General features: G+C 49.7%; 17 protein-coding genes. 10 read left to right on the top strand and 7 right to left on the bottom strand.

All coding sequences use genetic code 11. The features are described 5' to 3' along the window. The first annotated feature begins 106 nt into the window (after positions 1–106). Positions 107–793, top strand: a complete 687-nt coding sequence (locus tag LZD49_RS25630) for a hypothetical protein (RefSeq protein WP_234670546.1) — start codon at positions 107–109, stop codon at positions 791–793. A gap of 257 nt (positions 794–1,050) precedes the next feature. After that, positions 1,051–1,245 carry a hypothetical protein gene (locus LZD49_RS25625; protein ID WP_234670545.1) on the top strand — a complete coding sequence of 65 codons (195 nt, stop codon included), beginning with the start codon at positions 1,051–1,053 and terminating at the stop codon, positions 1,243–1,245. A 36-nt stretch (positions 1,246–1,281) separates the two neighbouring features. On the opposite strand, the gene LZD49_RS25620 is transcribed toward LZD49_RS25625, so the two are convergent. After that, on the bottom strand, positions 1,282–1,662 hold the full coding sequence (locus tag LZD49_RS25620) for a hypothetical protein (protein WP_234670544.1): 381 nt from the start codon (positions 1,660–1,662) through the stop codon (positions 1,282–1,284). A 340-nt stretch (positions 1,663–2,002) separates the two neighbouring features. On the opposite strand from LZD49_RS25620, the gene LZD49_RS25615 reads away from it, so the two are divergent. The 3 genes from LZD49_RS25615 to LZD49_RS25605 all read left to right on the top strand — a co-directional run bounded on the left by LZD49_RS25615 (position 2,003) and on the right by LZD49_RS25605 (position 6,588). Beyond that, positions 2,003–2,716, top strand: a complete 714-nt coding sequence (locus LZD49_RS25615; protein ID WP_234670543.1) for a hypothetical protein — start codon at positions 2,003–2,005, stop codon at positions 2,714–2,716. A gap of 103 nt (positions 2,717–2,819) precedes the next feature. After that, a complete protein-coding gene (locus LZD49_RS25610; protein WP_234670542.1) occupies positions 2,820–5,060 on the top strand; it encodes a M1 family aminopeptidase in 2,241 nt (746 codons plus the stop codon). A gap of 73 nt (positions 5,061–5,133) precedes the next feature. Next, positions 5,134–6,588 carry a TlpA disulfide reductase family protein gene (locus LZD49_RS25605; RefSeq protein ID WP_234670541.1) on the top strand — a complete coding sequence of 485 codons (1,455 nt, stop codon included), beginning with the start codon at positions 5,134–5,136 and terminating at the stop codon, positions 6,586–6,588. Between the two features lie 2 nt (positions 6,589–6,590). Here the strand turns inward: LZD49_RS25605 and LZD49_RS25600 are convergent, their stop codons facing one another. From LZD49_RS25600 to cobA, 6 genes are all read right to left on the bottom strand, one after another. Then, entirely contained in the window at positions 6,591–7,070 is a 480-nt protein-coding gene (locus LZD49_RS25600) for a nitrate reductase associated protein (protein ID WP_234670540.1), read from the bottom strand. Positions 7,071–7,072: 2 nt separating this feature from the next. Then, positions 7,073–8,554: a rubredoxin gene (locus tag LZD49_RS25595; RefSeq protein ID WP_234670539.1), complete on the bottom strand. Its 1,482-nt coding sequence runs from the start codon at positions 8,552–8,554 to the stop codon at positions 7,073–7,075. Between the two features lie 3 nt (positions 8,555–8,557). Beyond that, the gene (locus LZD49_RS25590) at positions 8,558–12,100 is read right to left on the bottom strand and encodes a nitrate reductase (protein WP_234670538.1); all 3,543 of its coding nucleotides are present in this window, start codon (positions 12,098–12,100) and stop codon (positions 8,558–8,560) included. Between the two features lie 100 nt (positions 12,101–12,200). Further along, a complete protein-coding gene (locus tag LZD49_RS25585; protein ID WP_234670537.1) occupies positions 12,201–13,511 on the bottom strand; it encodes an MFS transporter in 1,311 nt (436 codons plus the stop codon). A gap of 40 nt (positions 13,512–13,551) precedes the next feature. Beyond that, on the bottom strand, positions 13,552–14,910 hold the full coding sequence (locus tag LZD49_RS25580; protein ID WP_234670536.1) for an alginate export family protein: 1,359 nt from the start codon (positions 14,908–14,910) through the stop codon (positions 13,552–13,554). A gap of 32 nt (positions 14,911–14,942) precedes the next feature. Next, positions 14,943–15,701 carry a uroporphyrinogen-III C-methyltransferase gene (gene cobA, locus LZD49_RS25575; protein WP_234670535.1) on the bottom strand — a complete coding sequence of 253 codons (759 nt, stop codon included), beginning with the start codon at positions 15,699–15,701 and terminating at the stop codon, positions 14,943–14,945. Between the two features lie 275 nt (positions 15,702–15,976). Between cobA and nirB the strand changes: the two genes are divergently transcribed. The 5 genes from nirB (at position 15,977) to LZD49_RS25550 (ending at position 22,173) form a co-directional block, all read left to right on the top strand. After that, positions 15,977–18,493 carry a nitrite reductase large subunit NirB gene (gene nirB, locus LZD49_RS25570; RefSeq protein WP_234670534.1) on the top strand — a complete coding sequence of 839 codons (2,517 nt, stop codon included), beginning with the start codon at positions 15,977–15,979 and terminating at the stop codon, positions 18,491–18,493. A gap of 152 nt (positions 18,494–18,645) precedes the next feature. After that, positions 18,646–18,987, top strand: a complete 342-nt coding sequence (gene nirD / locus LZD49_RS25565) for a nitrite reductase small subunit NirD (protein ID WP_234670533.1) — start codon at positions 18,646–18,648, stop codon at positions 18,985–18,987. An 81-nt stretch (positions 18,988–19,068) separates the two neighbouring features. After that, on the top strand, positions 19,069–20,499 hold the full coding sequence (locus LZD49_RS25560) for an ATP-binding protein (protein ID WP_234670532.1): 1,431 nt from the start codon (positions 19,069–19,071) through the stop codon (positions 20,497–20,499). A gap of 28 nt (positions 20,500–20,527) precedes the next feature. Then, the gene (locus LZD49_RS25555; protein WP_234670531.1) at positions 20,528–21,190 is read left to right on the top strand and encodes a response regulator transcription factor; all 663 of its coding nucleotides are present in this window, start codon (positions 20,528–20,530) and stop codon (positions 21,188–21,190) included. A 74-nt stretch (positions 21,191–21,264) separates the two neighbouring features. Further along, positions 21,265–22,173 (top strand): ThuA domain-containing protein, encoded by a 909-nt coding sequence (locus LZD49_RS25550; RefSeq protein ID WP_234670530.1) that lies wholly within the window; start codon positions 21,265–21,267, stop codon positions 22,171–22,173. The last annotated feature ends 117 nt before the right edge of the window (positions 22,174–22,290 follow it).

Here is a 22,290-nt window from a genome sequence, read left to right as displayed (position 1 = left end):
GCGGCTGCCGATTTAATATTGGTTCCGGCCAGGCGCTGCTGGTATGATTCTTTTCAGCATAAGTCCACATAAATTGGAATGTCATCAAACTAAACATATGACTGTTATGAAAGCTTTAAGATTGAATATCATTGCATTGACTGTTTTAGGAGCAACTGTTGCATACGGGCAAACGACAACTCCTTCCAGCACGCCATCGAGCAGTTCGTCGTCCAGCAGTTCGCCGTCGAGCACAACTCAGCCGGGTACTGTACAGCCTTCGACCTACCCCGGCAAAACGACTCAGCCTAAAACGGTTCCCGGGGGCACCGTACAGCCATCAGATCTCCCAGGGTCATCGAGGCCGGGTAGTACTGTCACGCAGCCATCGTCTACGACAACGCCTAGTTCGACCACGCCTAGTACAACCACCCCTAGCACGACAACGCCTAGCACGACCACGCAGCCGTCGACAGTGCCTTCAAGCACGGTTCCAAGTAGTACAACTACACCTAGTAGCACTATACCTAGTACAACTACACCTAGTAGCACTACATCGCCAAGCTCGACCACGCAACCTTCAACGGTAAATCCAACCGACCCAACCGGTGTTCAGAGAAATACGACTCCGGGTAGCCTGCAACAAAGTACTAAGCCAAATAACGGCAACGTTCCGCGGAGCACTACTCCGGGTACATCCACTAATCCGTCGCAAGTGCCTCAAAGCACAACGATTCCATCATCAACCGTACCTGGTAGCGCAACAACGCCTGGTACGACGGGGGGAACAGGGACTAGTATTCCGAGAAAGTAATTTGTTCAGAATTATAATGCAGCTAAATGCCGGGTGTCGTCTGACGCGCGGCATTTTAGTTTTGTATTCTGCCTGGGGATATTCTTTAGATATTAAAGATGTCACGCAGAGTATCTTGAATGCGGGTGTCAAATAACCGTCGAAATGATTTTTGCTAGGCAAGCGTGGCAGTATTTACAAAAATGCCGACCGGAAATGTAGGTATGGCACAATTTTAAAACCATTTTCCACACCATCTTATACAACATAAATAACACATGCCAAATATAACAAACCAAGACAAAGAAGGCCGACTGGAACCGGGAGTGGTTCTGTCGATATCCGGGGCGGAATCCGAGAATGAGGCTATACTTGCGATTGAAAATTATTTGAGGGCCAACCAGAAAGAGCATCTGGAACTGGCAGTGAGTCAAAATTCGGAGAATGGTTCATATGAAATCCGGCTTGGATAATCGGGACTCAATAGGGCGGAAGCCGGGCATTAAATATTAAGGTTTCGGACTGTCCCGGAATGCTGATTCGGTCTGCTCCTTTTCCTCGTTCATGGCATCAAATTCGGCCAGAGGGTCGAACCAGTTGTTACCGGCTATATCCGCTATCGCAATCACACGGCCGTTTCGAATTTCTACCAGCACTTTGGAACTTTTCAACTCTTCCCAGTTAGCGACGTTACAAACCTGCATACACCTGTATAAAAACCTTCCCAAATAGGGTGCATCCGACGATTCCCCCCCGTGCATGCCGGAAACAAAGAGCCCTTGGCCGCCAAACGTATATTTCACCCCTTTCAAATTTAGCTCAAGATCAGCCGTGACATACAATTGCCGGTGAATGTAAATATGAACCGCTTTGATTGTTCCGATTTCCATTTAAATGCTCATTGATGTACTACGTATAGCGCAACAAAACTGTGCCGATGCGAGATTTCTCATAACTAACGACGTAAACTGGCGTAGATCTGCCGTTTGAACGGCAATATATACGTATCGGTTTAAATTTGTAGTATTATATTGATAAAAAATGTAGAATCATACTGATTTTTGCATATTCTATTGTAGAAAATATCGGCACTTTGTGCGTCACAAATGTATAGGTTAAGAAATTTAATCAACTATTTATAAAAATCGTTGACCGGAAGGAGTATACCGGACGCTTTTTAACATCTTTACTTACAGATTGTTGGCTGATAAATGTGTTCCGATAACCGCTATGAAGATACTGCTCTTGGTCTACTCTGTTTTTTGTCATATCGTTCTTTTGAACGACCCTCTAAACGTTGCGGGGGGTACAGCTTGGTCTCAAAGCGATACTTTGCGTACCAAACCGGACATTATCTACCTGTTTCCCGCATTCGTCAAAGGAACCGTTTACTTTCGCAACGGTACCAAACGGGAGGCCCTGCTAAACTATCATCGCATTCGTAGTCAGGTCCGGTTTCTAAGCCCAAAGGCCGACACGCTGGTTTTTACGGGGAAATATCTCATCGATCACGTCGAAATGTCCGGACGTACTTTTCTGCTTTCGGAAGAACGTTCCGATATGGAGGTCATCAGTACGGCGGGCGCAGTGATGCTGGCGGCGCAAACACAGCCGGAGCCGATAGATTCAGGAAAGAGTCACTCGGGGCAGCAATTCTCGGCCTCGGCTAGCAATACAGGTCCGGGATTACTGGTCAATTACCACCGCGGAGGTCTTGAGTGGCAAAACAATTCAAATGGGCAAAGCTGGGGCCTGACCACCGCTTATTTTCTGATTGATCACAACAAAGTCATACATCCTACGTCACGACGCGCATTTTTGACGGTTTATGGACGTCACAAGCGTCAGGTCACACGTTATATCCGCGAAAATCGCCCGGATTTCGCCAGTGTCGATGACCTGCAAAGGTTGCTGGCTTTCTGCGCCGGTCTGACCGCTTTATAATCAGGATTTACCTGTTGCACATTAGAGGCGAAAATCCGCAAAAATTCTTTGCGATTGGCTAAGTTAGCGTATTGACAGTGATGGATTTATGCTGACTGGCACTATGCGTACACTAGCTTTCCTGTTCCTTTTTCTTGCTTACGGGCGCACATTTGCCCAGGACATCGTTTCGGATGTAACATCGAATGATATTGCGGCAATGGAAAGTCGTAGCGCAGGGCTGCGACTGAGGCCTTCTGCTTTGAAGGTCCTGGCGTCCAACAACTTTGATGTCAAATATTACCGCTGCCAATGGGAAGTAGATCCTGCTGTGAATTACATTAAAGGGGTGGTAACGCCTCATTTTGTGATGACTAGTGCGGGGAATACCATCACGCTCGATCTTGCAAATGCACTGACGGTGTCTTCTGTACAGCAACATGGAAGCAATGTTGCCTTCACACACGCGGGTGATGCACTAACCATTACATTACAAGGTCCTCTTTCGACGGGTGTGAAAGATTCCATCACGATCAGCTACGAGGGAACACCGCCCGCCACAAACGGCACATTTGTAAGTACTACGCACGGATCCCCTGCTAAACCCGTCATGTGGACGTTAAGCGAACCCTATGGAAGTCGCGACTGGTGGCCATGCAAAAATGGTTTGGACGACAAGGCCGATTCCGTTGATATTTACATTACACATCCCTCTGCTTATAAAGCTGCTTCAAACGGTTTACTCAAAAGTGAAACAGCACTCGCAGGTTCCAAGATACGAACACATTGGAAACACCGCTATGCAATTGCCAGCTATCTGGTGGCCTTTGCGGTCACTAACTACAACGTGCTCAATAATAGCGTTATGATTGGTGGTACTTCGGTGCCTTTCGTAACCTATTGTTACCCGGAAAGCCAGTTTAATTTTCAGGGTGGCGTTCAGAATGCGCTCAATGCGATGGTGCAATTCAGCAACCTGTTTGGCGACTATCCCTTTAAGAACGAAAAATATGGACATGTGCAATTTGGGTGGGGCGGGGGAATGGAGCACCAAACCTGCTCGTTTATGGTGAATATGGCCGAAACGCTGATCGCCCACGAGCTCGCGCATCAGTGGTTTGGCAACAAGGTCACCTGCGGAAGCTGGCAGGATATTTGGCTCAACGAGGGCTTTGCGACACACCTGGCCAGTATTTATATGGAGGCAAAATACCCTGCAAACACCCAAACGCGAAGGGTAATTGAAATTAACAACATTACATCAGTTGCCGACGGCTCGGTGTGGGTTGATAATGTGAATGATGTGAACCGGATTTTCAGCAACCGGCTTACTTATCTCAAAGGTTCGCACTTGCTTTATATGTTGCGGTGGATTTTGGGTGACGCCACTTTTTTTACCGCTGTTAACAACTACCTGAGCGATCCCGCCCTCGCTTATGGCTATGCCACAACTTCACAACTCAAAAGTCATCTCGAAAATGCCAGTGGGAAGGACCTCACATACTTTTTCAACCAGTGGTTCACTGGTCAGGGGCATCCGTCGTATCAGGTGGAATGGTACCCGACGACCAGTTCGGTGCAAGTGAAGTTGAGCCAGACGCAGTCACACGCTTCGGTAGGCTTTTTTCAGTTGCCGGTCCCCTTGCTGTTCCGCAACACTTCAACCAACCAGCAGAAACTGGTCATTTTTAATAACACGACGAATGGACAGGTGTTTTTCGATAACCTTGGTTTTGAAGCTAATGAAGTAATTTTTGATCCGGATGCATGGCTTATAACAGCCAATAACACGCTAACGAAAATTTCGGGACCATTGCCTGTAACATTCAGCCAATTTGAGGTTGAATGCAATCGGGGAAGTGCGCGGCTCAGCTGGCAGACTTCAGAGGAGGTGAATGCGGATTATTTTGAAATACTGGCAAGTAAAGATGCCCGGCAATGGGAACCGCTGGGCACTGTACGCGCGCAAGGTAATTCGAAGGTGACCAACGATTATACTGTTAATGTTGAAGCTTCCCGAGGCTATCGTTACTATCGTATTAAAGAATATGATGTGGATGGACAAACCCAGCAGACAAGGATTGTGACAGCAACGTGTAGCAATGAGGGTGAGGGTATTACATTATTTCCCAATCCCGTTCACTCATCATTACGGATAGAGACATTTGATCAAAAAAGCCTTGCTGAGCCGGTTTCCATTCAAAGTATTTCTGGTAAAATGTTTCCGGTAAAAGAAAATTATGGTGCAGGTACCGGTAGGCAGAAATCCATCGATGTGTCGGATTTGCCTGTTGGATTGTATATACTTGCTATTCGGCAAGGTGGCGGTAATGAATTAAAATATGTTAAATTTTTAAAAGAGTAACTTTGCTTTCCACAAAAGATTAATTCCTGGCGTAATTAGATCTGGACGATCTTTCTTAACAAATTCTATTCTTATGCGCCAATCATTTTTCCTGTCACTGTTTTTGATCATTATTCTAATTGAAAATGCTGGTTGTGATCGTAGGGGAGCTAAGATAACCACCATTGCTATTCATTTTCCAAAAGCGGCGAACGACACGGTTAAAATTGCGACCGCGAATATGGTCGACTTGGATGTTGTAGAGTTAGGGAAAGTTAAATTGGATAGCAATGGGAACGGGGCACTTGAATTTGCATTAGAGACTCCTTTATTTGCGTTTTCCAATAGTAAGCACATGGTAGGAGGGTTTTATATTGTGCCGGGAAGTAAGGTAACCCTTGTGCAATCACAAGACACTACCAGTCAATTAGCGGACTATGAAGGGGATGGGGCCATATTTAATCGATATCTCAGGGCGGCGAACGACATTCGTAATGGATTAGAAAAGTGGAAGGGTAAACATGCGATCGAATTGGAAGCGGGCGACTTTATAAACGCACGGGATTCGTTGCAAAAGGCCTATGACCAATTAGAATCAAAGATGAAAACCGAAAAGGATATTTCAGAAGAAATGAGAAATCTCCTGGCCCTTCGGAACCGGATGAGTGTTCTTTTCTATCAATATAACTTTGCAATTGGCAGGGATTCTGCGAACACACCTGCGTCGGTTCGGGAAGCTGTAAAGCATATGCCGGTGGATACGATCGCATTGAAAACCCGGATGTATGACTATGGGTTAATTGCCTCATACTTTTTTCAACATGAAATTATAAATGAGATATCTGTTGAAAATGAAGAGATGGATGGAGATTCGCTGGCTGCCATTTTTCCGCAGTTGGCCGACGAGAAAATAAAGCAGAAAAAATACCCAAAGCTGATTGAAGATTATCTGAGAACTAAAAGTGCTGACTACCAGATCAGAATGGATGGCCTTAGTCCGAATATCGGGAAGTTAGTTTCTAAACTGGAAAAGGAAGTTGTTGCTGATGAATTTAAAAGTACTATTCGCGCCGATGTTGCGCGATGGGAGAAAATAGGGCCAGGCAAATTGGCCCCTGATTTTTCGGGAACTACGCCCGGTGGTAAAAAAATATCTTTGTCGGAATTAAGGGGAAAAGTTGTATATGTTGATATATGGGCCACCTGGTGCGGACCTTGCCTGGAAGAATTCCCATATTCCAAAAAAATTGAAACCGGTTTTAAAGACAATGACAAAATCGCGTTTCTGTACGTGTCCGTTGATCGTGATACACTTGCCTGGAAGAAGATGGTAGCCAGTGGCAAGGTGCCCCCGGGTATTCATATTCAGGACAACGCCGAACCGCCTGGGTCCATTTGGAACCTTTACCACGTTTGGGGAGTGCCCCGCTATCTGTTGATAGATGCCGCCGGCAGAATGGTAGCGACGCACGCGGAACGCCCGTCTTCCGGAAAGTTGACGGCCGAGCTGCGAAAGCTGCTTTCAACCAAGGAATTGGCTAACAATTAGCATTAACCTGCGATAGCCAACCCAAATTCCGCCATTGCCCTCGGAAAATTCCGTCCTTCGTGCCCCGACCGGCTGAGTTTGACCAATGCAAAGCGTTCCAGCACATCAAGCTGCCTCCATTGACCGATGGAAATGACCGGTAAGTCCCATTCCTGTACTTTTTCGCGTACTTCCATAGGAACTTGCGGTTGTACCCACGAAGGATCCAGGGTTTTGAGCAGGCTGGGTATAGTGCTCGTGTATTTCCAGACAAGCCCGTTGACCAACGCCGCATATGCATCGATCTCTTCGACCTTGTGGCACGAATGTTCGGCCAGCAGGTCTTTTTCGTAATAATCGAATTTGGCCCAGTCGGAGAGTTGCAACTTCACGCGACAGGTATCAAGCTTGTACCGTACGATCATCGGAATGCATCGGAGGCTGTCGACAAAATCGCTTTCAAATGCGAAAAAGCGGGTTGTGATGGTAGGCGTGGGAGTCATAATCAGACAGGTTCTGGATGTGATCGGGTGAATTCTACGGCGACGAAACTAGCTTTGCCAGTGTCGCAGGTAGAACAGCAATAGTCAGCCGGAAGGTCTTTGAAAGCCGTCCCGGGTGCAATATCGCCGAGGATGTCGCCATACTCGGAATCGTAAATCGTCAGGCAATCGGGGCATTGGTGCGCGATCTCCGCCGGTTTGAAGATGGTTTTGGCCTCATCGGGCTCGGATAGCATAGTTTTCAGCGTTTCCCTCGATCGCTGATTATTAAACCGCCTGCAAAGGCGCTCCAATTGGGCAGGCAAATGTATTTTGAACAAACCCTTTTCAAACAATACTTGCGTGCGGCTGTTGGGGTTGAAATTCTCGGTATAATAAAGATCATAAACGCTGAAAAGCGGCAACTGACCTATGCGAAGTAAAGGTCGTTTGCGGATCAGGATGGAGCCGAAAACCTCAGATTTCGGTCGCGTTTGAATACCGAAACACAGGCCGAAGGTGCGCGTGTCGTTTTGGGAAAAATATCGGATCAGTTCTTTTTTGAGTTTCGCACCGTCGGCATTATGGTCTTCGGTTTGCCAGGCGAGTTCATTGGCAGCGTGTCGGACATTGATGTTGTGTTTCCCCAAAACATTGCTCCATGCTTCGCGGTACTGGTCCTCAATCCCTTTGATTACCAGTGACTTCCATGGGGTAGCGCAAATTTCCCCCACGCGGGTTTTGAGGCATAATGCACACACATCAAGCAGGAATTCGATTGGAAATTCTTCGTCGCGGCGGTATAGCCCAAGCCAGGTGCGTGATTCGTAACGGTTGAATCCCTCATAATAGGGCAGGGAGAAAGAGGGAAGCTCAAGCTCATGCTGCGCCGACTGAGACACGTAGCGAATGCGCTCTTTGACAGCCGATTTCAAGGAATGTTCCTCATTAATGCCCTCGTTCAACATACATTCTTCCAGTACTTTCGACAGCCGACCGATCTCATTGGTATAAATCAGTTCATCCCATTTAAAAACCGAGTTGGTTTGCTTCAGACGCACATATAAATACCAGAAATGAGGTTCCGACGAAGAGATATAATTGAGGTTGCCGGTGAAAAACGGGGTGAAGCTTTGGTTAGAATCCGAAATATTGATTTTCAGGCCGGGCTCGAAACCAGCCTCAAAATCGAAACTGTCGAGCACGGAATGGTACTCGCTCGCATTCAGCCATTGTCCTGTCCGGAAGACCTCTTCGCCACAGTAAGAACTCACGATATTAGGCTGGCGGTCGGTATTGACCTCGTAAAAAATCCCCAGATTTTTGAAGTCCTTTTCCAAAAAACGCATATCCTCGTAATGCACTGTCATCAGCAACTGTTGCCTCGATCCGAAGCGCACATTGCGAACATTCGCATTCCTTGCGGCCGAAAGAATGTCTTTCAGGTACCCCGGCGAAGCAATCCCGCCTGGCAGGTTGATCTTGATGTGATAATAGTCGCGCATGTTTCAGGTCGTTACCAGGTTTGCTTCCGTTATTTTTTCCAAAATCGAACGCACTTCCGGCCGGCATGAGCCACATCCGGTTCCCGCACCCGTCGTCTGGCAGAGTTTCTGAAAATCATTGCAACCGCCCCTAATCGCTTTTTCCAGATTTCCCTGGCCTACATTGTTGCACGAACAAACGAGTTTCCCTTCCAAAGGTTCGGCTTTCTGGCTTGCGCGCAGGAGCTGCAACCGTTTTTCGGAAAGTTCCACGCCGTGGGCGATCAGGTCCCGGAATTCCATAAACTCGTTCTTGTCGCCAATCAGGATCGCACCTACGAGCTTATCACGGTACACGATGCATTTTTTGTAGTAATGCTTTGATTTATCAATAAATACGATTTGTTCGTATGCCGGATCGTTGGCCGGTGCATCTGTTATGCCGATGCTGCAAAGTTGCAAACCCTCCATTTTCAGGATGTTCATCGAGGTGCTGCCTTTGTACGGCTGTGCAATGTCGCCAGCCAGGTAGTTGGCGATCACTTCGGCCTGTTGCTCGGCGGCAAGGGTAATGCCCCACATCTGCCCGTTCCATTCGGCAATCTCGCCTGCCGTGTAAATATCCGGGTCGGAGGTTTGCATGTAGTCGTTCACCACCACGCCGCGCTTGCATTCGAGACCGGCTTGTTGCGCCAGCTCGATGGTCGGGACAGTGCCGATGGCCAATACAACCACCTGGCAATCAATTTTTCGCCCGGATTTAAGCCGGATTCCTTCCACGGTATCCGAACCCGTGTAGGTCGCCACCTCATCATTGAAATAACATTCGATACCGCGGTCGAGCAGCTCCTGGTAAAGCAACTCACTTGCAAGCGGATCCAGCTGCCGTTCCATAAAGCGGCCGCTACGTTGGATCACGGTCACTTTCACATCCATTTCGCGAAACGAAGCCGCGAGCTCCAATCCGAGAATACCGCCGCCAACGATAACCGCGTGCGGGTCGGGCTGTTTCAGGAAAGGCAGGAGGGAATCCGCATCGAGGCGTGAGCGCATGTTAAATATCCCCGGCAGGTTTGGTACTCCCTTGGGCATAAATGCCTTGCTGCCCATTCCCAGAATGAGCTTGTCGTAATGATGTTCCGTCCCATTGCTGTCGATCACTGCCTTGTGCTTGCGGTCAATATGCACGATGCTCACGCCTTTGTGCACGGTAATGTGGTTTTCGGCAAACTGGTCCTCGCGCAGCTTCACAAGCTGTTCCCACGTTTGCGACCCGCTGATGTAGTCGGGCAGCATCACCCGGTTATAGAACGGATATATTTCTTTGGAAAAAACATGGATCTCGTCGTTCGCATTCAGGGGGCGGTAGCTATTGATAAAGCCCAATCCCGCCGACCCTGCGCCGATGATGATGATTTTTTCAAATGGTTTTTTGTAAACACTAACTTGTACTGCCGAAAATTTGAAATCCGGCTCTTTGGATTTCGGATCTACCAGCGAACTGGTGAGGTTATTGGCCCGGCCCAGGTTGCTGCCCAGAATTTTACCCCAATGCATCGGCAAAAAGCAAAGCCCTCTCCGGACATCCTCGGTAATCTGCGCCTTCACGCGCACTTCCCCACGGCGGCTTTTGATCTCGACAAGGCTGCCTTCCTGAATATGTCGCTCGCGCGCATCGTCCGGATGAATTTGGAGGAAAGGCTGGGGGATATGTTTGTTCAATTTCGCGACGCGGCCGGTTTTGGTCATCGTGTGCCACTGGTCACGGATCCTTCCACTGGTTAAAACCAGGGGGAATTGATCGTCGGTGGGTTCGGAGTGGTTTTCGTCCGGGACCGGATGTATTTGCGCTCTTTTGTTTTTAGTGTAAAATTGGTGATCGGTGAAAAGGCGTTTTGCGCCGGGTTGGCGGATGTCTGCTGACCGCTCGGCGTCCAACGAGGATAGCGGCCACTGAACGCTGCGTTTCTCTTTCAGCAATTTGTGGCTGACGCCGGTCACATCGATGGTCGTTCCCGCAGTTGCTCTGACGTATTCGTCGTACACCTCGGAAGTGTTTTTGTAGTTAAATGCTTCTTCAAAACCCATTTTCCGGGCAAACCGCCATAGGATTTCCGAATCGGGCAATGCTTCGCCCGGGGCGTCGATGGCTTTGGGAAGGTAGGTAATGCGTCGTTCGGCGTTGGTCATCGTGCCATCTTTTTCGAGCCAGGCGGCGGCAGGCAGCACCACGTCGGCAAAGTGGACGGTGTCGGCGCGGTTGGAAACGTCCTGCACTACGACAAAACGCGACTTTTTGAACGCATTTTCCACCGCGTTCATATCCGGCATGCTCACCATCGGGTTAGTATTGATGATCCAGATCGCTTTCAGGCGGTCGTCTGCCAGGGCTTCGAACATTTCGGTGGCGGTAAGGCCCGGCTTGTCGGCAATGCGAACGGGCGTCTTCCAAAGCTGCTCCATTTCTTCCCGATGCGCTGCATTCACTACTTCGCGGTGACCGGGCAGGATATTCGCCAGGCCGCCCGTTTCGCGCCCGCCCATGGCATTAGGCTGGCCGGTGAGCGAGAATGGCCCATTGCCGGGCTTCCCGATTTTGCCGGTTATCAAATGCAGGTTGATGAGCGACAGGTTTTTATTTACACCAATGACCGACTGGTTGAGGCCCATGGTCCAAAAGGAAAGAAAACCTTTCGAACGGCCGATCCATTCGGCTGCCAAGGCAATATCGGCGGAAGCGACACCGCAAATTTCGGCCGCTTCCGCCAATGTGCGCTGCATCACTTGTAGCCGGAATAAATCAAAACCATCGGTATGGTCAGCGATAAACCGCTCATCGAGATCATCGTTTTCGATCAGCAACCGGCCAATCGCATTGTTGAGGACGATGTCGGTGCCCGGACGGATCTGCAAATGCAAGTCGGACGAGCGTGCGGTGTCGGTTACCCGTGGGTCTACGCAAATGATCTTCGTGCCGGGATTTGCCGTTTTGTGCGCTTCCACGCGCCGCCAGATAATAGGATGGCACCAGGCCGGATTCGCGCCGGTCACATACATGACATCGGCCGCCTCGATGTCGTCATAGCAAACCGGTACGCTATCCTCACCCAGTGACAGCTTGTATCCAACCACCGCGGAGCTCATGCACAGGCGGGAGTTGGTATCAATATTATTGGAGCCAATGAAGCCTTTGATCAGCTTGTTGACCAGGTAGTATTCTTCCGTCAGGCACTGGCCGGAGACATAAAATGCGACCGAATCGGGCCCGAATTTTTTAATTAATGTTTTAAAAACAGCAGCAGTTCGTTCCAAAGCCTCGTCCCACGTCGCTCGCTGCAAGGGGATCGAACGGTTCAAACGCATTTGCGGGTATAGCAACCGGTCCGACTGGTCCATAACCGTATAATGCAGGTTCATGCCTTTGGAACAAAGCATTCCCTTATTCGAAGGATGTTCTTTGTCACCTTCCAGACTTAGCTGGCCATTACTTTCCTTCGTCACCACGACCCCGCAGCCTACGCCGCAGTAACAGCAGGTGGATTTATAGGATGTTGGGGTGGGTTTCATTGTTGATTTAAAATGCTTTGATTGATCTTTCTTTTTCCTTTCACACTATCCGTCCATTCTTCTTATGGACTCTTTTCTAGGAATTATTCTATGGATCTTTTTATGCTTCTATTGGTTCCAGTTTGCTGGTCTCTGCTGTGATTGCCTGTGTTTTTTCGAAATTGATCAGTGCCACTATTGCAGCAACACAAGCAATAGCCACTCCGATGTACATAAATGCCTGCGAATAGGTGATTGAGCTCGATTTAAACAAAAATCCAGCGAGCACCGCACCTACATTACCACCCGCACCCACAATCCCGCTGACCGAACCAATCGCTTTTTGATTGATAAAAGGAACAATCGCATAAGTAGCGCCATTGGCCATCTTCAAAAACATCGCGAAGCAGAGCATCGTAATCACAGCGCCTACGATGCTGCCGCTTTGCGCGAACAATGCGATGCCGATGCCTTCCAGAACGAGCAGTAATGCCAGCAGGCGACCTTTGCCCAGCATTCCATATTTGTAACCTACCTTGTCGGCCACGATCCCGCCAACTGCCCGGGCGAATATGTTCATAAAACCGAATGTACCAGCCAGGATTCCCGCCGTTGCCAGTGAGGTATCGAAGTTTTCGAAGAAATACAATGCGGCTACGTTGTCAAAAGTGATTTCTATTCCAAAACAGGCCCCATAGGCGAGAAACAACCCCCATGTGCGCGGGTCTTTCATAGCAATGCCCAAGGTGCCTTTCGCCTTAACAGCTTTTGGATTAGCGATTGCAAGGTCTTCAAAGTTGCCGGCAGGCGTGTCTTTGGTGAAAAAGTAGTAAACGAATGAGAATAGAAACAGCGCTGCGCCGGGAATGATCATGGCGATCCGCCAGGCTGATTCGGGCAGATAACCGGCGCCGACGAACCCGGCGAAGATCAATGGCATAACCATGTTGGTGATCCCGCCGCCGAGGTTACCCCAGCCGCCAGCCACCGCATTGGCCGTTCCGACGATCTTCTTGTCGAACATGACGGAGGTGTGATACTGGGTGACAACAAATGATGCGCCGATCACGCCGATCGCGAGGCGGAAGAGCAGAAAACCTTCGTAGGAATGCACGAGGCCAACGCTCATCACCGGAATGGAGCAGATCGCCAGCAATGCCGTATAAGTTTTACGCGGTCCCCACGTGTCGCAAAGCTTTCCGATGGCGATACGTGCCACGACCGTTGCTGCTACGGAAGCGATGATGATGTTGCCGATTTGTCCTTTGGTGAGGCCGAGGTCCGTTTTAATGACCGTCATCAGCGGGGCCAGGCCAAACCATCCGAAGAAACAAAGGAAGAACGCCATCCACGTCAGATGGAAGGTGCGCATTTGCACGCCCTTGAAATTGAGTACGTTGAGCTTTTCAAGCGGCTTATTGGTCGTTTCCATAGTAATAAGAGTTTTGAAATTGATGGTTAGAACAGAATGCTTATTTCAAAAAATCGGGTTTGATATTGATCATCAGATAAGCCCAGTTTGACATTTTCTGCGGGTTTTTGACACCCTTCACCTGAGCCAGGCTATTGGTGGAAAGGAATGTGCAGTAACCGCCCTGGAAGCTGATCGTCTTGGTCAGGTTGTAGTTGGCAATGATGTCGAGCTCTTCGCCGAAGCTGGACGACAGTTTCTGGTTGTCTGACACCCGTACTTGCGCTGCGCTCGAAAAATGGTGCAGGTCGGTGTTGATCGACAGCTTTTCGGACGCTTTAATGGTGGTATTGATATAAACATCCGAAAGCCCGCCTTTGCCGAAACCATTGGCTGCGTAGAAGTAATCCATTTGTCCCCAAAACTTGTGTGGCGTGCCGTAAAGCGGGTCAAATGTGTGGTTTTTGCGCGAGCCGGAAGTCGTGCCCGAGGTGTAGTCAAAGCCGGGGCCAATGGAAAATGCCGGGCTCATCGCATACAACCCCCGGACAGAATACATATAGGCGCTCAGCGACGCACCGTCTTTGTCTTTGCCGGTTTGGTAAAAAGCATTGGCTGTGAGCGACCAGTTTTTACCGATTTTAGTCTGCCAATAAGGTCCGATCGTTACCCTGCTCCGGACGCCGTTAGCCAGTTTCTTCACACCCGCTGTGTCCAGTGTGTATTTTTGAAAATCATCCTTTATCACCAGGAATGAAGCATTTCCCTGTCTTAGTTTTTTGCCGAGATACAGGAATTGCAGCGACTTATACATCGTCCCGATCCCATTTGTACCGGCCGTGTAGCCTACGGGTACGCCATCGTACAAGGTGCCCGTTTTGAGCTCACGGTTTTGGTTATACGCAAAACCCAGATGCGCGGTAAATCCATTATTCCCGTATTTGATTAACGCCGCGTCATGGCGTCTGGCCTGTTGCAGCCAGTCGAGGTTGCCGAGCAAGCGGCTGTCGTCGTAGAGCAGTTCCTGGCGTCCGATTTTCAATGCGAATTCTTTTCCTAGCTTGGTTTGGTTGGTATCCAGCAGGCTTATTTCGCCCCATGCTTCATGCAGCATCAGGCCGTTCAGTGACGAATTGGTGATGCGGTTGTTGGTCGAAGCGTCCTGGCCCCAGACCCGCACATCCTGCACAGCAACGAAAAACTGCGTCCGATAACCCTTATAACCCGCGTTGAGCCGGGTGCGCTGGGAGGTGAAGAAGGCAGGCTTTTCGCCTTTCGAAAGCATTGTGCCTTGTCCGTCGAGCAGTTCCGTCCGGGTCCGTAATTGTCCCGAAAGGCTAAACTGGGCCATTGTTCGTGTCGGGGCCAGCAGGCTGGTACTAGTAATGGCCAGCAAAAGAAGGTAAACAGCTTTTCTCATCGTGATTATGTTTAGGTTGGAGTGAAAGCTTTTCAAAAAGCCATTTGCATGTGTTGCAGGTATTCCAATGCATAGGCAGGGCTAAGGGCCACTACTTCGCCCATTACCATAATGGCCGGGGTGGTGATACCACTTTCGCGTACCATCCGTGGCATTTCCCAAACCTGTCCTACCACGCTTTTTTCATCGGGCCGGGTGCCGTTCTGGATTACCGCCATAGGCAAATGGCCGCGTCCGAAGTGTTTGTATAATGCGCAAATCTCTTCCAGTTTATTCAATCCCATCAGAACAATCACCGTCGCTTTCGACTGCGCAGCCAGCCTGATATCGTCCGAAAGCTCGCCATGTTGTGTGGTGCCGGTAATGACCCAGAAGCTTTCGCTCACACCGCGGCGCGTTACGGGGATGGCGAGGGAAGCGGGGACGGCTGTGCTGCTGGTAATGCCGGGTACCATTTCGCAGGGGATGTCGTGATCGAGCGCGTATTCCATCTCCTCATGCCCGCGACCGAAAACGAACGGGTCGCCGCCTTTGAGCCGCACCACGTGACCGCGTTTGCGGGCAAGGCGGACGATAAGGCCATTGATCTCGTCCTGTGAGAAAGAAGGCTGACCCACTTTTTTGCCTACATACATTTTCAATGCATGTGCCGGTGCGAATTCCAGAAACGCGGCATTCGCAAGTTCGTCATACAGCACCACATCGGCATTTTGAAGCGCCCGCATTCCTTTCAATGTGATCAATTCGCTATCTCCAGGGCCGGCCCCTACCAGTGTCAGTTTCGCTTCCATCTCTTATATATAATAGAGTGAATATTAGAAATGTACTATATATAGTATTTTGTAACTATAACATTTATTGGTTCAAATTTACTAGTCAAATTTTATAAAACAATCATTTTGCCAAAAATTATGTTTGTTTTTAACCATAAATACGAATATTAAATTAGGAATTAACTAAAACACGATTTACTTTTGACTTATCGAAAAAACGATAACACACTCAAAAAATTGAAATAGTACAACAAAATAATTCTGTTTTCACAAATTAATAGTTATTATTTACTATGAAAACCGTATCAGACACCCGGATCGTAGTTGTAGGCAATGGAATGGTGGGCTACAAATTCTGTGAAAAGCTCCTGTCCAGAAAAAAAGACGGACAACAATTCGCTATTACAGTCTTTGGAGAAGAGCCGCGTGCAGCCTATGACAGAGTACATTTGAGTGAATTTTTCGCAGGCAAGTCGGCGGACGACCTTTCCATGGCCGGAGCAGGGTGGTATGCAGAAAATGGCATACGACTATTCTTGTCCGATCCGGTGGTGGATATCGACCGGGAGGAAAAACTGGTACGTTCGCACCATGGACATATAGTATATTATGACTATTTGGTAATGGCGACCGGTTCGGGCGCATTTGTTCCCTCCATTCCTGGTGTAGAAAAAGACGGGGTATTTGTGTACCGCACGATCGAGGACCTGGAATTGATCCAGTCGTATGCCAAAAAAGCCAGAAAAGGTGCCGTGCTCGGTGGCGGGTTGTTGGGATTGGAAGCGGCAAAAGCGCTGCTCGACCTGGGTTTGGAGGAAGCGCACGTGGTGGAATTCGCCCCGCGCCTCATGCCCAGGCAGATCGACGACGCGGGTTCGCGGATGCTGCAAAGCCAGCTGGAATCGCTCGGGCTACAAATCCATTTGTCCAAAAGCACACAGGAAATCAAAGGTGGGGATTGTATTGAAGGAATGCAATTCGGGGATAACACATTCCTGGACGTGGATATGCTCGTCATTTCCGCCGGGATCCGTCCGCGGGATGAAATCGCTAAAATCGCCGGCCTCGAAACGCACCCGAGAGGGGGTATCGTCGTCAATAACCAATTGCAAACCTCCGATCCGTTCATCTTCGCGATCGGTGAATGTGCCTTGGCGCATCATATGATTTACGGTCTCATTGCGCCGGGCTATGAAATGGCCGACGTCGTTGCCACCATGCTAACAGGTGGCGAAAAGGAGTTTCTGCCCTACGACATGTCGACGAAACTAAAACTGATCGGCACCGACGTGGCCAGTTTTGGCGACCCATTCGTGGAAGAGCCGGCCTGCAAAACCATCCGCTACGAAAACAAGGCGAAAGGTGTCTATAAGCGCATTAACGTAAGTGCCGATGGCAAAACTTTGCTTGGCGGTATCCTCGTCGGCGAGGCGGAGCAGTACAATATGCTGCTGCAAACCTGCAAGGCCAAAACCATTCTGCCGCCTGATTCCGAAGATCTCATCCTCGGCTCCCGTGGCGGCGAAGAAGCGGGTGCGGGTGTGATGAGCTTGCCCGACGATGCACTCATTTGTTCGTGCGAGGCGGTCACCAAAGGCATGATTTGCCATGAAGTGGGCGAAAACGGCCACACGACCATTGACGCACTCAAAAAATGCTGCAAGGCTGGGACAGGCTGCGGGGGGTGTATTCCGATGGTGAAAGATCTCATCGGCGGCGTGTTGAAGGAAAAAGGGGTTTACGTACGCAATGTAGTCTGCGAGCATTTCGATTATTCGCGCCAGGAACTGCTGGATCTCGTGAAAATGAATGGCTTGAAAACGTACGGTGCCGTGCTCGATCACCATGGTAAAGGCGATGGCTGTGAAGTTTGCAAACCGCTGGTAGCCTCACTGCTGGCAAGTCTTTGGAATGAAAATATACTCACCAAAGACCTTGCCGTGGCGCAGGATTCGAACGACCGGTATTTGGCTAACATCCAGAAAGGCGGGACCTATTCCGTCGTGCCGCGGATTCCCGGCGGTGAGATTACTCCCGAGAAGCTGATCGTGATCGGTCAGGTTGCGCAGAAATATAATTTGTATACCAAAATCACCGGCGGCCAGCGCATCGACTTGTTTGGTGCCCACCTCGGCGACCTGCCGGATATTTGGGAGGAGTTGATCGACGCCGGTTTCGAAAGCGGTCATGCTTATGGAAAGTCATTGAGAACGGTAAAAAGCTGCGTAGGTTCTACCTGGTGCCGTTTTGGGGTGCAGGATTCGGTATCGTTCGCCATTGAAGTGGAAGATCGCTACAAAGGCCTGCGCTCGCCGCATAAGCTGAAATCCGCAGTATCGGGTTGCGTGCGGGAATGCGCCGAGGCGCAAAGCAAGGATTTTGGCATTATCGCCACCGAAAAAGGCTGGAACCTGTTTGTATGCGGTAATGGCGGCTCCAAGCCCCAGCACGCACAATTGCTCGCCACCGACGTAGACAAAGAAACCTGCCTGCGACTCATCGACCGCTTTTTAATGTTTTACATTAAAACCGCCGACCCGCTCACCCGCACCGCCACATGGCTGAACAAAATGGAAGGCGGCATGAACTACCTCAAAGCAGTGGTCGTAGACGACGTGCTCGGCATCGGCGCAGAACTCGAACGCGATATGCAAAACCTTATCGACGTCTACAAATGCGAATGGCGCGAAGTGGTCGAAAGCCCCGAGCTCCGCAAACGTTTCACCCATTTCGTCAACACGCCGATCAAGGACCCAACCATCACATTCGAAGGCATGCGAGAACAAAAACGGGCCACGGAATGGGCATAATCGCGATCCGGCAATGCCGCGGCGGCGATTCACTCATTCCCCGTTCCACGGCGGCTCATTCATTATTCCCCGTTCCACGGCGACTCATTCACTGATTCATTCATTCATTCACTCATTCACTCATTCCCCGTCCCACGGCGGCTCATTCAAAAATGGAAACAATCAACAAAGTAACCTGGCACATGGCGTGTTCCGTCGACGATATCCCCGAAAATGGCGGCGGTTGTGCATTCATCAGCGGGAAACAAATCGCGATCTTCAACTTTGCCAGAAGAGGCGAATGGTATGCCACCGACAACCAATGCCCGCACCGCCAGCAGATGGCCATTGCGCGTGGAATGATCGGCAGCCAGAACGAAGAACCGAAAGTAGCTTGTCCTTTTCATAAAAAAACCTTTTCATTGCAAACCGGACAGTGCCTGAACGACGACGAGTACCGGATCAACACTTTCCCCGTGATGGTGAAAGAGAACCGCGTTTACGTGGCCCTGTAAAGTGGTTGCGGGCAAAGTTCCCGCCGCCATCCGGTTACCGACCGATCATTAACGAGGGGTTTTAGCGCCTGCGCTTAGCAAATGGAAAGACTAGACAAGCGCGTGGCGGGCAGCCTGACGCGGTTTTACGTGGTGGCATTGTGTGTGGTGGCTTTGCTCACCATGAGCGGGCTGTTCCTGATCAGGCGCACGATCCGGAACCTCAACCACGATAGTCGCGTGGTAAATGTGGCCGGGCGTCAGCGAATGCTCAGCCAGCGGCTTACTAAATTGGCCATCCTCAGGATCAACGGACTAGCGCACAAAGACTCGGTCGATTTTGATTCGCTGCTGCAACTTTGGAAGAATAGCAACGAAAACCTGGTGTCGAGAAAATTGCAGGTGGGGCAGGGGGTTGTAACATGGAAAAGCCCGCCGCTGGACACGATGTTCCGCGAACTCGCCCCCATTTTCAACCGCATTTACACCAATTTACGGATCATTCACCACGACAGCTCCGGCATTTCGGAAAAGCAGCAGGCATTGGCCGAAGTGCTGGAAAGCGAACCGGAATTCCTGCACCGGATGGACCGTATTGTGTTCCAGTTCGATAAGGAAAGCTACGAAAGGCTTGAAAACCTAGAACGCATCGAATGGATCCTCGATCTGATGACGATCCTCGTGCTGATTGCCGAAGGATTGCTGATTTTCAGGCCCGTCGTGAATACAACCCGACGTGTGGTGCGCATGCTGACCGAATCGGAGGACGCATTGCAGCTCTCTAATCAGAAGTTGAAAGAAGCGAATAGCCAGCTCGTGGAAACGCAGCGGGAATTGCTGCGCCTGGAAGAGGAAAAATATGAAATGCAGCTGGCCGAAGACCGCGTCCGGGCAGGAGCGCTGATCGAGGGGCAGGAGGAAGAGCGGAAGCGGTTTGCATTGGAATTACACGATGGCATCGGTCAGATGCTCACCGGCTTGAAGCTGCATGCGGAAAAGTTGAAAGCAGTGCAGTTTCATGACGAAAAAAACCAGAAACGCTTCGATCAGCTGGTGGTGTTTATTCAGGACATTATCCAGACAACCAGACAGATATCATTCAATCTCATGCCGTCCGTCCTCAGCGATTTCGGGCTGGCGTCGGCGTTGAAGCTGCTATGCCAGCAAACAGCTGAAGTGTCGGGGATCAGGATTCTGTTTGAAGGCGAAACGGGTGCTCGCATTCCAATGGCCCGGCCGATGGAGATCGGATTGTACCGTATTGCGCAGGAAGCATTGAACAATGCCGTCAAACACGCCAATGCGGATCAGATCAAGATTAAATTGGAACAAAGTAAGAATCGCATTGTTTTGGAAATCGCCGATGACGGAAAAGGATTTTTAATTAGTAATTTGAAGTCAGAAGAAGGCCAGTTCCTGACCCGCAACGGGATGGAAAATATAAGGACCCGTACCCAGCTTTTGAATGGTCAAATAGAGATCATTTCCAAGGTGGATAGCGGTACGAAATTGGTCGTTCAGGTTGATTTATGATGACTTATTGCTGATTATCTTACCGCGTATGCCCATTCGGATTTTAGTTGTAGATGACCATTCGGTAGTGAGGCAGGGTATTATCACTCTGCTTGAAGACGAAGATGACTTGCTGATTGTAGGCGAGGCTTCGGACGGTGATGAAGTGTGGGATATGGTTGATAATCTAAAACCGAATGTGATTCTGCTGGACCTCACAATGCCGCGCATGCCGGGGCTGGATGTGATCAAACAGATTGTACCAGTATTCCCCGCAGTGAAAATTCTGGTATTCAGCATGCACAACAATACCGATTATGTGTTGTCATCGGCATTGAGCGGCGCTTCGGGTTACCTGGAAAAGGACACCAGCCGTGACGAAATGCTTAAAGCCATCAGGGCTATTGCCAAAGGTGAGTTATATTTTCCGCCTTACGCATCGTCGGTAATCATCAAAGACCTGCTCAAACAACTCGCTCGTGTGCCCGATACGCGTCCGGTGGAAGATACGGCGCAGGAGAAATCTATCTGGAAAATCATCACGCCCCGTGAGCAGCAAATCCTCAAATGCCTTACCGAAGGCATGAGCAGCAAGGATATCGCCGAGAAGTTCGATATCAGTTCCAACACCGTCGCCAATCAGCGCGCCAGCATTATGAAAAAGGCCAATGTAAAAAACACCGCCGAGCTGATTAGCCTGGCGATGAAGTAGCTTATTGGTCTGATTTTTATACCGCCCAGTCCTGTTTACCGGCCTCAATGGAGGCCGGTAGTTAAATCTGGGAGATGATGGACAGGATATTCACCTTTATATTATGCCTTACGCTCTGTTCCGCCGCATTAGCGCAGGACAACTCTGCCGCAAAAGGTTCTCAAAAAAATAAGAAGATCGTCTTTATCGCCGGGCCCGATAGCCATGGCAAAGGCGAGCATGAGCACAATGGCGGCTGCACCCTGCTAGCCAAAGCATTGAATGACAGCATGCCTGTTGCCAATGCCGTGGTAGTACATAATGGCTGGCCACAGGACGAATCGGTGCTTGACGATGCGGATGCTATCGTTTTTTACCTCGATGGTGGCGGTAACGACCATCTGACTTTCGTTCATGCAGCCAAAATGGATAAGCTGGCGGCCAAAGGTGTGGGCTTTGTTTATCTTCATTTAGCCCTCGAAGTGGCAGCTGGTGCACCTGGCGATCGGTTTTTGAAATGGATAGGAGGGTATTTTGAGACCAACTGGTCGGTGAACCCAGTTTGGGAGGCCCATTTCGCGGCCTTTCCCGATCATCCCGTCGCACGTGGTGTGAAGCCGTTCAATATTACTGATGAATGGTATTATCACATGCGTTTTCCAGCCGGTATGAAAGGCGTAACCCCCATTTTGCAATCGCTCCCACCAGAATCGACTCTTGACAAGCCCGATGGCACCCATTCCAATAACCAGGCAGTGCGGGAAGCGGTGATTACCAGAAAGGAAATGCAAACACTCGCCTGGACGTTCGAACGGCCAGACAGTGGCCGAGGATTTGGCTTTACGGGTGGACATATGCATAAGAACTGGCAGAACGACAACTTTCGGAAGCTCGTACTAAATGCCATAGCTTGGGTCGCAAAGATCGATATTCCCGCCGACGGCTTGCCCTCGGCAACACCTACCGATAGTGAGTTGAATGCGCTGACGAAGCGCGTAAACTGAGCATCCTGCATTAAATTTCTTTAATCCCTAAATTAGTTAGGCCGGTTTTGCGTTAATAAATGCGATAACCCTGCCGGTCCTGCCACGCGATAGACGAAACAGGTACCGTTTTGTTAA

Origin of the sequence: Dyadobacter sp. CY261 (assembly GCF_021440085.1) — a bacterium.
Classification (GTDB): domain Bacteria; phylum Bacteroidota; class Bacteroidia; order Cytophagales; family Spirosomataceae; genus Dyadobacter.
This window is presented reverse-complemented; position numbering and strand designations above follow the sequence as displayed.

Coding starts and splice junctions, on each gene's coding strand:
- LZD49_RS25630 (WP_234670546.1), top strand. CDS start 107: ATGAAAGCTTTAAGATTGAATATCATTGCATTGACTGTTTTAGGAGCA.
- LZD49_RS25625 (WP_234670545.1), top strand. CDS start 1,051: ATGCCAAATATAACAAACCAAGACAAAGAAGGCCGACTGGAACCGGGA.
- LZD49_RS25620 (WP_234670544.1), bottom strand. CDS start 1,662: ATGGAAATCGGAACAATCAAAGCGGTTCATATTTACATTCACCGGCAA.
- LZD49_RS25615 (WP_234670543.1), top strand. CDS start 2,003: ATGAAGATACTGCTCTTGGTCTACTCTGTTTTTTGTCATATCGTTCTT.
- LZD49_RS25610 (WP_234670542.1), top strand. CDS start 2,820: ATGCGTACACTAGCTTTCCTGTTCCTTTTTCTTGCTTACGGGCGCACA.
- LZD49_RS25605 (WP_234670541.1), top strand. CDS start 5,134: ATGCGCCAATCATTTTTCCTGTCACTGTTTTTGATCATTATTCTAATT.
- LZD49_RS25600 (WP_234670540.1), bottom strand. CDS start 7,070: ATGACTCCCACGCCTACCATCACAACCCGCTTTTTCGCATTTGAAAGC.
- LZD49_RS25595 (WP_234670539.1), bottom strand. CDS start 8,554: ATGCGCGACTATTATCACATCAAGATCAACCTGCCAGGCGGGATTGCT.
- LZD49_RS25590 (WP_234670538.1), bottom strand. CDS start 12,100: ATGAAACCCACCCCAACATCCTATAAATCCACCTGCTGTTACTGCGGC.
- LZD49_RS25585 (WP_234670537.1), bottom strand. CDS start 13,511: ATGGAAACGACCAATAAGCCGCTTGAAAAGCTCAACGTACTCAATTTC.
- LZD49_RS25580 (WP_234670536.1), bottom strand. CDS start 14,910: ATGAGAAAAGCTGTTTACCTTCTTTTGCTGGCCATTACTAGTACCAGC.
- cobA (WP_234670535.1), bottom strand. CDS start 15,701: ATGGAAGCGAAACTGACACTGGTAGGGGCCGGCCCTGGAGATAGCGAA.
- nirB (WP_234670534.1), top strand. CDS start 15,977: ATGAAAACCGTATCAGACACCCGGATCGTAGTTGTAGGCAATGGAATG.
- nirD (WP_234670533.1), top strand. CDS start 18,646: ATGGAAACAATCAACAAAGTAACCTGGCACATGGCGTGTTCCGTCGAC.
- LZD49_RS25560 (WP_234670532.1), top strand. CDS start 19,069: ATGGAAAGACTAGACAAGCGCGTGGCGGGCAGCCTGACGCGGTTTTAC.
- LZD49_RS25555 (WP_234670531.1), top strand. CDS start 20,528: ATGCCCATTCGGATTTTAGTTGTAGATGACCATTCGGTAGTGAGGCAG.
- LZD49_RS25550 (WP_234670530.1), top strand. CDS start 21,265: ATGATGGACAGGATATTCACCTTTATATTATGCCTTACGCTCTGTTCC.